At 48.4% G+C, this 13,274-nt stretch carries 9 protein-coding genes; 5 read left to right on the top strand and 4 right to left on the bottom strand.

Going from position 1 to position 13,274, the window contains the following annotated elements; all coding sequences use genetic code 11:
• Together nrdG and E5354_RS01210 are read right to left on the bottom strand one after the other, a co-directional pair.
• Positions 1-486 (bottom strand): anaerobic ribonucleoside-triphosphate reductase activating protein, encoded by a 486-nt coding sequence (nrdG, locus tag E5354_RS01215; protein WP_135946135.1) that lies wholly within the window; start codon positions 484-486, stop codon positions 1-3.
• A 6-nt stretch (positions 487-492) separates the two neighbouring features.
• Complete coding sequence (locus tag E5354_RS01210) at positions 493-2,700, bottom strand: anaerobic ribonucleoside triphosphate reductase (RefSeq protein ID WP_135946134.1); 2,208 nt, start codon at positions 2,698-2,700, stop codon at positions 493-495.
• A 419-nt stretch (positions 2,701-3,119) separates the two neighbouring features.
• Between E5354_RS01210 and rmuC the strand changes: the two genes are divergently transcribed.
• The 5 genes from rmuC (at position 3,120) to E5354_RS01185 (ending at position 9,806) form a co-directional block, all read left to right on the top strand.
• A complete protein-coding gene (gene rmuC / locus E5354_RS01205; protein WP_135946133.1) occupies positions 3,120-4,478 on the top strand; it encodes a DNA recombination protein RmuC in 1,359 nt (452 codons plus the stop codon).
• Positions 4,479-4,670: 192 nt separating this feature from the next.
• A complete protein-coding gene (locus tag E5354_RS01200; RefSeq protein WP_135946132.1) occupies positions 4,671-6,323 on the top strand; it encodes a glycosyltransferase in 1,653 nt (550 codons plus the stop codon).
• 42 nt (positions 6,324-6,365) lie between these two features.
• The gene (gene glgP, locus E5354_RS01195) at positions 6,366-8,924 is read left to right on the top strand and encodes an alpha-glucan family phosphorylase (RefSeq protein WP_135946131.1); all 2,559 of its coding nucleotides are present in this window, start codon (positions 6,366-6,368) and stop codon (positions 8,922-8,924) included.
• A gap of 103 nt (positions 8,925-9,027) precedes the next feature.
• Positions 9,028-9,339 carry a hypothetical protein gene (locus tag E5354_RS01190; protein ID WP_135946130.1) on the top strand — a complete coding sequence of 104 codons (312 nt, stop codon included), beginning with the start codon at positions 9,028-9,030 and terminating at the stop codon, positions 9,337-9,339.
• Positions 9,270-9,806, top strand: coding sequence for a TlpA family protein disulfide reductase (locus E5354_RS01185; RefSeq protein ID WP_123395834.1), 537 nt, complete (start codon positions 9,270-9,272; stop codon positions 9,804-9,806). Before E5354_RS01190 ends, E5354_RS01185 begins: the two co-directional genes overlap by 70 nt.
• A gap of 40 nt (positions 9,807-9,846) precedes the next feature.
• On the opposite strand, the gene E5354_RS01180 is transcribed toward E5354_RS01185, so the two are convergent.
• Together E5354_RS01180 and ftsH are read right to left on the bottom strand one after the other, a co-directional pair.
• Positions 9,847-11,055, bottom strand: coding sequence for a BamA/TamA family outer membrane protein (locus tag E5354_RS01180; protein WP_123395835.1), 1,209 nt, complete (start codon positions 11,053-11,055; stop codon positions 9,847-9,849).
• A gap of 97 nt (positions 11,056-11,152) precedes the next feature.
• The gene (ftsH, locus tag E5354_RS01175) at positions 11,153-13,231 is read right to left on the bottom strand and encodes an ATP-dependent zinc metalloprotease FtsH (protein WP_123395836.1); all 2,079 of its coding nucleotides are present in this window, start codon (positions 13,229-13,231) and stop codon (positions 11,153-11,155) included.
• Between the last annotated feature and the right edge of the window lie 43 nt (positions 13,232-13,274).

Raw genomic sequence — 13,274 nt, 5'->3', positions numbered from 1 at the left:
TCAGCCCTTCCATTCCACCACGCAATCGGGTGTGGAACGAGCTACATCGACAAGACGCTGATTGGATGAACCACGGAAACGGAGTGAGATGTCACGCAGCGACTCGACGAAAGGGCCGTCGACAAGCACATCGATGCAAGCGAGTAACTCCTCATACTCGGGACGAGAGGCTACGTATTCATAACTGTAGCCCGTGTAGCACCATATAGTGCGACCGTCGGCCTTCAGCAAGCGGGCCAATTCGACCATCTCGTCGACAGGCTGCATCAACGGGTCACCTCCCGAGAACGTGACATTGAAGTCACAATCATCGATAATCTCCTTGATGCGAAGAACCGACATAGCCTCACCCCCTTCAAAATCCCATGACTGCGGATTGTGACATCCCGGACAGTGGTGATTGCAACCGGCAAAATAAACAGAGGTGCGGAGCCCCGGTCCGTCGACCGAAGTTCCGCCCACTATATCTATTACACGTAGTGACATTGCAGTCTATTTGTGTACTATGCGATCGTTAAGTTCAGCAAGTTTGGCATTGTTCCAGCGATCGGTCGTTCCCACGAGATAACCGGTTATGCGCTGCAGCTTGTCGATGTCATGACTTCCGCATTTAGGACATTCGTTGAGATTCTCCTGCGCATCCTCATATCCGCATGTCATGCATCGGTTGCGATCGTGATTCACCGAGCCGTAACCGATGTTGTACTTATCCATCAGGTCGACAATGTCGCTTATCGCCTCGGGATTGTGAGTTGCGTCACCGTCGATTTCCACATAGAATATGTGACCTCCACGAGTCAACTCATGATACGGCGCCTCAACCTTGGCTTTGTGACGCGGCGAGCAGTGATAGTAGACAGGCACATGGTTGGAGTTAGTGTAATAAATCTTGTCGGTTATGCCGGGCAACACGCCGAAACTCTTGCGATCGGCTTTGGTAAACTTACCCGACAGACCTTCAGCGGGAGTGGCAAGAACCGAAAAGTTGTGCTGATACTTTTCAGAGAATTCATTGGCACGGCTGCGCATGTGCGACACAATGCGCAATCCAAGGGCCTGCGCCTCCTCGCTTTCGCCGTGATGCTTGCCCACAAGAGCGACAAGACACTCGGCAAGACCGATGAATCCGATGCCGAGGGTACCCTGATTAATAACCGACTCGATGGTGTCATTGGGCTTCAGGTTCTCACTTCCGTTCCACAGGCGTGACATCAGCAACGGGAACTGCTTGGCAAGAGCCGTCTTCTGGAAGTCATAACGGTCACACAGCTGACGAGCCGCGATTTCAAGAACTTCATCGAGCTTTGAGAAGAAACGATGTATACGCTCCTCCTTGTCGACGATGCTCATGCACTCAATGGCTATACGTACGATGTTGATTGTCGAGAAACTCAAGTTACCTCGACCAATCGAAGTCTTTTCACCAAAACGATTCTCAAAAACTCGTGTGCGACAACCCATCGTGGCCACTTCATAACGGTAACGGTGAGGATCGTTTATATCCCATTTTTCATGATAATTGAAAGTGGCGTCGAGATTCACGAAATTGGGGAAGAAACGACGGGCTGTGACCTTACAAGCCAGTTTATAGAGATCGTAATTTCTATCCTCGGGCAGATAACTAACGCCGCGCTTCTTCTTCCATATCTGTATGGGGAAAATTGCAGTGGCACCGTTACCTACTCCCTCGTAGGTAGAGTTGAGCAATTCACGGATTATGCAGCGGCCTTCGGCCGATGTGTCGGTTCCGTAGTTTATCGAGCTGAACACCACCTGATTTCCGCCACGCGAATGAATTGTATTCATGTTATGGATAAACGCCTCCATTGCCTGATGCACACGACCCACAGTCTTGTTTATCGCATGCTGCTTGGCTCGTTCCTCTCCCTTAAGCCCGTCAAGCGGACGCTTGAGGTAGTCGTCGATGGGAGCTTCGTAAAGCGATGAATAGTCCTCGCCGGTGAGCGACTCGACATTCTTCACCTCCTCGACATAGGATGAGCGCACAAACGGAGCCAGATAGAAATCAAAGGCCGGAATGGCCTGTCCGCCGTGCATCTCGTTCTGTGCCGTTTCAAGCGAAATACAACCAATGATACTTGCAGTTTCGATGCGCTTGGCCGGACGCGATTCACCATGTCCGGCAGTGAAGCCATGCTTCAGAATGTTGTCAAGAGGATGCTGCACACAGGTAAGACTCTTGGTGGGATAGTAGTCCTTGTCATGGATGTGAAGGTATCCGTTACGCACAGCCTCACGTGCTTCATGCGACAAGAGGTAGTCGTCGACAAAAGGCTTGGTGGTTTCGCTTGCAAACTTCATCATCATGCCTGCAGGCGAATCGGTGTTCATGTTGGCGTTCTCGCGAGTTATGTCGTTGCTCTTTGCCTCGATAATCTCCAGAAACATATCCCGTGTCTTGGCACGACGCGCAATGTTTCGTTGGTCACGATAAGCGATGTATCGCTTGGCCACCTCCTTGCGGGGGCTCTTCATCAGTTCAAGTTCAACCTTGTCCTGAATCTCCTCCACGGTCATTCGCTCGTTACCGGTCATACTGATGCGGTCAGTGATCTTATGAATCAAAGCCTCGTCTTCACCCATTTCGGTTTGAAGCATCGCTTTACGGATTGCGGCCTTGATTTTTTCATCATTATAGCCGACTACGCGCCCGTCACGCTTAACTACGGTTTGTATCATTTGTTGTATTTTTAATGGATTATCGGTATTTATATACGAGCATTCGACGACACGAGAAAAACGCCTTGTGCTTTCGCATTGCAAATCTACACAGATATTATTTATCGTGCAATATTTATATCAAATATTTTCAACAAAAATTCCATTTTGGAAAACTTTTTGGCCTTCACAAAATTATAAAATTTTAAAAATTAGTATATTACAAAATATTTTGGAAAACTTCACAGCACAAAAAGTTGTCAACAGTTGAAATATTGGATTTTCAACCGACAACTCGCCACCAACACAATCAGTTAAACATTTATTCGATTGTTGTCCTCGTCAAAGACGCTCACATACGACAAAATCAAATGAAATTCTTCACTATGCCAACGTGAAAATCCCATGATTTTTATCTAAATTTGCAAAAACACTACAACATGCTATATCCTCTTATATATATTTTCACAGGACTGGCAGCCGGCATTGTAATAGCTCTGCTGACAAGCAAGTCCAAGATCGACACATTAAATTCATCACTGCGCTCAATGGAAGCGCGACTTGATGAAGCATCACGACGCGAACGTCACTTGCAAGACGAGAACCAACGCCTGTCGCAACTGTCATCGGAATTCAACGCCAAATCGAGTGCCCTTTCAAAAGAGATAGAGATGCTGCGACAGCAGAAAGCACATGACGAGGAGGCGCGCACAAAACAATATAACGAACAATTGCGCCTGATGCAGGAGCAGGTCAAAAGCGCGACACAGGAGATGCTCAACCAGCGCTCAAAAGAGCTCCACGAATCCAACGCCCGACAGATGGACTCCATAATCACCCCGCTGAAGGAGAATATAAAGGAGATGAAAACCGCCATGGACCAGTCACGCGACACCCATACACGAACAACAGCTTCACTGCGTCAGGCAATAGAGGACATAATGAAACGCACAGCTTCGATAGGCGATGAAGCCGACAAACTGGCACGAGCCCTGCGTCATGAAAACAAGACCCAAGGCAATTGGGGTGAAATAGTGCTCAGTGAGTTACTTGAAAGCCAAGGGCTGAAAAAAGGCATCCACTACGATGTACAGTCGACATTGCGCGACAAAAACGGCAAACCTATCCTTAACGAGCGAACTGACAAGCGTATGATTCCCGATGTGGTGCTGCACTATCCCGACGGCAAAGACGCAATAATCGACTCCAAGGCATCACTGTCGGCATTCATCGACTATAACGCCGCCGATGATGACAATGAGCGCACCGCCGCACTCAAACGACACACGACAAGCATCAGGAATCACGTGAAGGAGCTTGTAGCAAAGGACTACAAGCGTTACATAGTGCATCCACGACAATCGCTTGACTATGTGATAATGTTTGTGCCAAACGAGTCGGCACTGCAGCTCGCACTATATAACGACCCTTCGTTATGGCGCGACGCGTTGCGCGAAGGGGTGTTCATAACCGGCGAACAGAACCTCACGGCAGCCCTGCGCATAATACATCTGGCATGGACCCAGGAGATACAGGCACAGAGCCAGAGAAAGGTATTTGAGGAAGCCACAACGATGGTGGAGCGTGTGGGCGAATTCTGCAAAGCCTTTGAAGCCGTAGGCGAACGCATCGACAAAGCAAACGAGGCCTATGAATACGCCATGAAGAAACTTCAAGGAAGGATGAGCATACTCGGTCCGGCACGACGACTTAAAGAAATGGGATTCAAAGAAAAAGACAAATTCCCCATTCCCGACCTTCCGGAGATTCCGGTCGACACAGAAGACAACATAAGTTAATTAACATTACGATTTAGTAACAAAATATGCACAAACCTGTCAAAAGCACCGTAAACAGCCAGCTTTATAAGCTAATCTTTTCATTTTAGTGCTTTTACTCAACTTTTTGCAGATTAAATGTCACTAAATTTGAGATGCAAATTCAAAAATAATTACTATCTTTGCATCCGAAAAAACAATTAAATCTACAATATGGATAAAGCGCCGGTAAACGTTGACCTGCTGTTTGAAACAAGTTGGGAGGTTTGCAATAAGATTGGAGGCATTTACACAGTGCTCTCCACAAAAGCCAAAACGCTACAAAAGCTCTATAAAGACAAGACAATATTCATAGGCCCGGATGTATGGAGCAATGAAAACCCATCGCCCTATTTTGTTCCATCACGTACATTATTAAAGGATTGGAAAGCTCAGGCACAGCTTCCCGAGGGAGTCAGTGTGAGAGTCGGCCGTTGGGACATTCCCGGCCGCCCTATTGTCGTGCTGGTAAAATTTGACGGAATGTATGCCGTAAAGGATGCATTCTACGGTCGCATGTGGGATCTTTATAAGGTAGATTCACTCCATGCCTACGGCGATTACGATGAAGCTTGTGCATTTTCCCATGCCGCAGGCATCGTCATCGAAAGCATCTGCCAATTTACAGGCATAGCCGACAAGAAAGCAATAGCTCATTTCGATGAATGGACCACCGGAATGGGACTTCTCTACATAAAGGATAAGATGCCCGAAGTTGGCACTATATTCACAACTCATGCCACCTGCATAGGCCGCAGTATCTGCGGCAACGGTAAGCCGCTCTACGACTATCTGCGCGGCTACAACGGCGACCAGATGGCATCGGAGCTGAACATGCAGTCAAAACATTCACTGGAAAAGGCGGCAGCCCTTCAGGCCGACTGCTTCACAACAGTGAGCGACATAACCGCCATCGAGTGCGAGCAGCTTCTTGAGCGCCGTCCGTTGGTAACTCCCAACGGATTTGAGCAGAACTTCGTGCCGACTAAAGGCAAATTCGTTCCGTCGCGCGAAGCCGCACGCAAGACGCTTCTCAACGTAGCGTCATCACTTCTCGGCTACAAGATGCCCGATGACACATTCATCATCGCCACATCGGGACGCTGCGAATACCACAACAAAGGCATCGACCTATATCTCGATTCAATAGCACGACTACGCGAAAACAAGCTTAGTCGCACGGTGCTTGCATTTGTCATGGTGCCCGCATGGGCCAAGGAGGCGCGCTCCGAGCTACAAGCCGCACTCACCGCAAAACGCAAGAGCCCGATAGGCGATTCAGTGTTGACCCATACGCTCAACAACCCCGACCAAGATCCCATAAACTGCCGCATAAGAGGCATCGGTTTTGCCAACGCCAAAGCCGACAACGTAAAGGTGATATATGTGCCTTGCTACCTCAACGGCTCTGATGGAATATTTGACAAGACCTACTACGACCTGCTCATAGGCATGGACGCCACGGTATTCCCGTCATATTACGAGCCCTGGGGCTACACACCGCTTGAAAGCATTGCATTCGGCGTACCCACGATAACGACCACACTGTCGGGCTTCGGCCAATGGATCCTGTCGACTGAAGACGCCACCTTCAGCGAATGCGGTGTCAACGTAGTGGCTCGCGGCGACTTCAACTACAACGAAGTAGCCGACCGCATAGCCAAGTCGCTTGAATATCTCGTAAACTCCAATCCGGCAAGTCTTGCCATGATAAGCTCAAGGGCTATGAACACGGCGTCGCTTGCGGCATGGAGCTACTTCATTGAATATTATGTAAAAGCCTTTGAAGTCGCACTCAATGCGGCTGCTCAACGCACAGGCAAATAACAATAATAAATAAGAACTTTAATTTTTCACATAAGAACAATTATGAAATTACAAGTAAGCAACACTAATGCACCCGTATGGCGTGACATTATGGTGAAATCAGACCTACCCTCCAAGCTCAAACCGCTTGAAGTAATGTCGCGTAACCTATGGTGGGTATGGAACAGCGAAGGAAAGTCGCTCTTCCGTGACCTTGACCATGACCTTTGGCGTGCAACAGGCGAAAATCCGGTAATGCTTCTCCAGAAGCTTGGATTTGAGCGTCTACAAGAAATCATCAAGGATGAGGATATGATGTCGCGCATCGAGAAAGTATATGCCGACTTCAAAGCCTATATGAAAGAGCCTATGCGCAAGGATGTCCCCTCGGTTGCATACTTCTCCATGGAATATGGATTGTGCAATGCACTAAAGATATACTCGGGAGGTCTTGGCGTACTTGCCGGTGACTATATCAAGGAAGCATCAGACAGCCGCGTCGACATGACTGCTGTGGGTTTCCTATACCGTTACGGATATTTCACCCAGACACTTTCAGTAGACGGACAGCAGATAGCCAACTACGAGCCTCAGAACTTCAACCAGCTCCCCATCGAGCAGGTCGTTGATGAAAACGGAAATCCCGTAATACTTGAGGTTCCCTATCCCGGTCGCGTAATCTACTCTCACATCTGGAAGGTGAACGTAGGTCGTATGAACCTCTATCTGATGGACACCGACTTCGACATGAACAGCGAGTTTGACCGTCAGATTACCCATCAGCTCTATGGCGGCGACTGGGAAAACCGCATCAAGCAGGAGTATATGCTCGGTATCGGCGGTATATTAATGCTGAAAAAGCTTGGCATCAAAACCGACCTCTACCACTGCAACGAAGGCCATGCCGCACTGCTCAACCTTCAGCGTCTTGTCGACTATGTTCAGGAGGACAAGCTCGACTTCAACGTTGCTCTTGAAATCGTACGCGCATCAAGCCTCTACACTGTACACACCCCCGTTCCCGCCGGACACGACTACTTCGACGAAGGCCTCTTCGGCAAATATATGGGTGAATTCCCCGCAAAACTCGGCATAAGCTGGGCCGACCTCATGAACATGGGTCGCGAGAATCCTAACTCGGACGAGCGCTTCTCAATGAGCGTATTCGCACTCAACACCTGTCAGGAAGCAAACGGCGTAAGCTGGCTCCACGGCGAAGTGTCAAAGAAGATGTTTGCCGGTATCTGGAAGGGCTACAGCTGGGAAGAGTCACACGTAGGTTATGTAACCAACGGCGTACACATGCCCACATGGGCCGCTTCGGAATGGAAGGCTCTCTACGAGGATACATTCGGAAAGGACTTCTTCCTGAACCAGAGCGACACCAAGTTCTGGGAAAAGATATACACAGTATCGGATGAGGACATCTGGAACCTGCGCATGACGATGAAGAACAAATTCATCAACTTCGTTCGTCGTGACTTCCGTGAAAAGTGGCTTAAGAACCAGGGCGATCCCTCGCGCATCATGTCGATTGTCGACAAGATCAATCCCAATGCGCTCATCATCGGTTTTGCCCGTCGATTTGCTACCTACAAGCGTGCTCACCTTCTGTTCTCCGACCTTGACCGTCTGTCGGCCATCGTAAACAATCCCCAGTTCCCCGTTCAGTTCATCTTCTCGGGTAAGGCACACCCCGCCGACGGTGCAGGTCAGGGCCTCATCAAGCGCATCATGGAGATTTCACGCATGCCTCAGTTCCTCGGAAAGATCATCTTCCTTGAAAACTACGACATGATAGTTGCCAAGCGCCTCGTATCGGGCGTCGACATTTGGTTGAACACCCCCACCCGTCCCCTTGAGGCATCGGGTACATCAGGCGAAAAGGCCGAGATGAACGGTGTGCTTAACTTCTCGGTACTTGACGGATGGTGGTATGAAGGTTACAAGTTCTGCAAGCAGGCTGGATGGGCTCTCACAGAAAAGCGTACATTCACCGACCAGTCGCAGCAGGATAAGCTTGATGCGGCAACAATCTACTCTATGCTTGAGAATGAAATCGTTCCCCTTTACTTTGCAAAGAACTCCAAGGGATATTCACCCGAGTGGATTCAGTACATCAAGAACTCAATTGCCAAGATAGCTCCTCACTTCACAATGAAACGCATGATCGACGACTACATCGAGCGTTTCTACGACAAGGAGGCCAAGCGTTCAAAGAAGCTTGTAGCCCATGACTATGCAGTAGCAAAGGAAATCGTAGAGTGGAAAGAGAAGGTAGCTGCCGCTTGGGACGGTGTATCGGTAGTGTCGATCAACGAAACAATCGATCACAACTCACCCAAGACAGGAGAGGCTTATTCTACTGAAATCAAGCTCGACACCAACGGCCTTGGCACAAGCCTCGCCATCGAGCAGGTTGTTTACAAGGTAGAGGACGGCATTGAGAAGATGGTAGGCACCGAGCCGTTCAAGGTTGTAGGCCACGACGGAAACATCGTGACTTATGAGCTCAAGAACAAGCTTCGTGAAGCCGGAGTGTTCCGCTATGCATTCCGCATCTACCCCACCAACGCGCTTCTGCCTCATCGTCAGGACTTCGCTTATGTGCGCTGGATCTAATCCTCCGGCCACATTCTACAATAAAAAACTGTACCGAAAATTCGGTACAGTTTTTTTATTGTCCAAGCATTTATTAGTATATTTGCTCGTTATCACCATTTAAATGAAAAATTTTATACTATCATTCATTATTGCATTGTCATGGAACATATCAATGGCAATTACTCCGACACGATATTTCATAGGTAAGACCGAAGTCCCTGAAAGTTTATGGATGTCAACTCCTGACAGTCTAAAATATAGCACCCTAAAAATAGAGTATGACAGCCTGACCGTCATAGAAACAGACCTTCCGATGACTCATTATCTTGATTCGATAAATGGTGGTTACATCATAAAGAAACGATCGGAAGAGGAAATAAGCGCAATAGAAAAAACGTTAGGCATATCATTAAAAATCACACGACAAATGTAACTGTCGTTTCAATAAATGATAAAGCTCCACAAATCAATCTTGCAAAATACGCTGACAACTCTGTTATTACCGACTTTATAGTTCCCGGGAATTGCTATCTATTATCATTTTGGGCAACTTGGTGCGGCAATTGCCTAATAGAGCTTAAGGAAGAATTTATACCGTCAATAGCCAATGAGTTTAAGGATATTCCAATATTCAAGTTTGTCCCTATATGTATTGACTCAACTGAATCGGAATTGGAAAAATTCTTCAAAAGCACACATGGCAGCAAATGGCATCACTTATCACAAACGACATATCTTGACACAAATCGGCTTGCAAATAGTAAATATGCAAAAAGCGGAATAATGCCTTTGAATATAGTAATAGGCAAAGATGGCGTTATTAAATACATTCATAGTGGCAAGATTACAGCTGAAGAAGAGCTGTCAGAATTACGCAATGCAATTATCAGCGGACTATGAATCGCCGCTAACTAATTACCCACAAACATTTAGAAGAGGGTCAGAATGCTTCGCCGATTGCAAAAACGAGGCCTGATGTGTGCTTGCCAAAGCCGTAGTCGATGCGTGCGTTGACATTGTGCTTGAACTCAAATCGCAGACCTATGCCATAATTATACAGCCATTCAGGGCGGATGTCCTTATCCTTGAACTCCTGGAACGATGAAAACACTGTAGCCCCACCACCCCAGATTGTTATGCCTATACGTTTCCACAGATTCTGTCGATACTCTATCTGAGCCGCTATCTGGTTATTGTCGATGTAGGAGCCCATATAGTAACCGCGCATTCTTATGCCGTCGGAAGCCACCATTTCACGCATAGTCCACGGCGAATTCGAGCTATTTAGCTTCATATACCAGTCACCGGCAAGCAGTGCGCCTTTCCACAATCCCACATAGCCGTTGATAATAACTGTGTGGCTATAGAACGTTGTCGGAGCATTTCCCATCCACACAGGATAAATCATAGGCTTATAGGCAATGTGCAATCCTCGCGTGGGAGTAATCAGATTGTCACGCGAATCATATTCAAACGAAAGCCCCACTCCGGTGACATAGAATTGTGGACGCTCGCCGAGCAGATACTCGGGATTGGCCATGTTACGCGCGTCGGTATAATCGGCATGCACCTCTATGCCAAAGTAGAAATTGCGCATCATGCGATAGACATACTCGGCCTTGAGGTCAATCTGTCGTCGGTCATACTTGGATTTGGAATTCTTGGCGGTTTCTTCCGATGTTATTCCCCAAAAGTCGAGTGCCTTGCGATACAATTCAAGCTTATAGGAGAGGCGTGACCGTTGGTCGGCAAACAGATTATTTCCTTTAAGGGTGAGCACATAAAAACCGTTGAGCGACGCATTGATCGAGAGGAAAACATCGGACGGAGGCATCACCGAGTCCAATCGGTTCACACGATACAATCCCGTGGCGGCTCCGCCTATACCGAATCCGGCTTCACGTGTATAGGATGGCGTGACGGCAAATGAGAGGTCGAGTTTTCGCTCATGTGTGCGGTCGACATTTCCGCGCATAAGGCTGTTAAGATATTCCTTAGCCCAGCCCGGCGCCCAGTTCAATATGCTTAGCGAATCGGCATAGGCCGTCCTTTCATTTCCAGGTATGGAGTCAGCTACGACATCAGTTGAAGCAGCATTGAGCCACAACATACTTGCAGACAAAAGCAAAAGAATAGAAAGTCGCTTCATACACTGAAAATATACTACAAATATACGTAAGATTCACCGATAAAAAAACCGCGGCAAAATCTTTTGTCGCGGTTATATACCAAAAGGAAAGTTTTTGCTACTTTTTAGGCACCGGAGGCATCGTGGGAGGCAGAGGCTTATTGTCATTTTCGCCACTGTCTGATGCTTGGTCGGCATTGTCGGCATCGGGCTGTTTATCCGGCTCAACTGCTGCCGGCTCGTCATGCTTGACATCCTCCGGCTCCGCTTTATCGCCCTCGGCTATTTGTCGCGAAGCAAATATCTCATCGGTGCGTGACACCCAGGGACGCTTACCGAATATATGCTCTACATCCTCGGTGTATATCACCTCTCGTGTTATGAGTACATTGGCCAGCTCGGCATGCCCCGAAGCATGCTGACGCAGAATCTCCTTGGCTCTCTCATATTGCTCGTTTATGATGCGCGACACCTCGGCGTCAATGTTCTTTGCCCGCTCCTCGCTATAAGGCTTGGAGAATCCGTAATCCTGACCCGATGAATCATAGTAACAGAGATTGGGCAGCTTGTCGCTCATTCCGTAATATGCCACCATTGCATAGGCGAGCTTAGTCACACGTTCAAGGTCGTTGGCTGCTCCGGTAGAGATGCGTCCGAGGAAAAGCTCTTCGGCGGCACGACCGCCAAGGGTAGAACACATTTCATCAAGAAGTGCTTCCGAAGGTGTGATCTGACGCTCTTCGGGAAGATACCAGGCAGCTCCGAGAGCCTTGCCGCGAGGCACGATTGTCACCTTTATGAGCGGACTTGCATAACGCAGATGCCAAGATATAGTCGCATGACCTGCTTCGTGTATAGCAATTGCGTGTTTCTCTTCATCGGTCGTGATCTTGGAACGCTTCTCAAGACCGCCGATTATACGGTCGACAGCATCATTGAAATCCTGCTTCTGTACACAGTGCTTGTTGTGACGGGCGGCAATAAGGGCAGCCTCGTTACATACATTGGCTATGTCGGCACCCGAAAATCCGGGAGTCTGGCGGGCAAGCAGCTCGACATCGAGCGAGTCGTCGGTCTTGATTTTACGCAAGTGGACATTGAATATGGCCACTCGGTCGTTCAAGTCGGGCAGGTCGACATAAATCTGTCGGTCAAATCGGCCGGCACGCATCAACGCCTTGTCGAGAATGTCGGCACGGTTGGTGGCGGCAAGTATTATGACACCGCTGTTGGAGCCGAATCCGTCCATCTCGGTGAGCAGCTGGTTAAGCGTATTCTCACGCTCGTCGTTGGCTCCCATATTTGGATTACGGCCACGGGCACGACCCACGGCATCGATTTCATCGATAAACACGATACACGGGGCCTTCTCTTTGGCCTGACGGAAGAGGTCACGCACACGCGAAGCACCCACGCCGACAAACATCTCCACGAAGTCAGAACCCGACATTGAGAAGAACGGCACATTGGCCTCTCCGGCCACAGCCTTGGCAAGAAGGGTCTTACCGGTTCCGGGAGGGCCTACAAGCAACGCGCCTTTGGGAATTTTTCCTCCCAGATCGGTGTAACGCTGAGGATTCTTAAGGAACTCGACAATCTCCTCCACTTCGGTCTTTGCCTCCGACAATCCGGCGACATCCTTGAATGTCACCTGAATAGGCCCGTCTTTGTCAAATATCTGAGCCTTTGACTTGCCCACGCTGAATACACCGCCGCTTCCGCCGTCCTTGCCCGACATGCGCTTCATGATGAAGAACCAGAAAACAATAAGCAGCAATATGGGGCCGAATGACCATATCAGCGATGTGAAATCGCTGCTCTTCTCAAACTTTACATCGCCCGAAAACACGCCCTCCTCCTGCCACTGCTCAATCTTGTCCTGAAGCTTATCGGCACTCGGAATCGAAGTTACAATCTTGGCCTCCTGACCGGAGCCCTGAGTGTACTGCGACTTATGGAATATCTTTGATGCAAGCGAATCGGTGAGAAACGCCTCGGCTTCATTTTTATTGGAGTATACCACAATTTTGTCAACGCCACCTTCGGTGACATACTTTTCAAAGTCGGAATAGCTTACATCCTTGGTGATTGAATTGTCGTCAAGGTAGAGCATCCCGACAAGAAAGAGCCCGACAAAGGCATACATCCAGTACATGCTGAACTTTATCGTCTTCTTTTTATTGTTATTGGGTTCCATGCGGAAGTCTTGATGTTTGTGATGTTTTAATTATTAATCAGGG

Origin of the sequence: Muribaculum sp. NM65_B17 (assembly GCF_004793735.1) — a bacterium.
Classification (GTDB): domain Bacteria; phylum Bacteroidota; class Bacteroidia; order Bacteroidales; family Muribaculaceae; genus Muribaculum; species Muribaculum gordoncarteri.
This window is presented reverse-complemented; position numbering and strand designations above follow the sequence as displayed.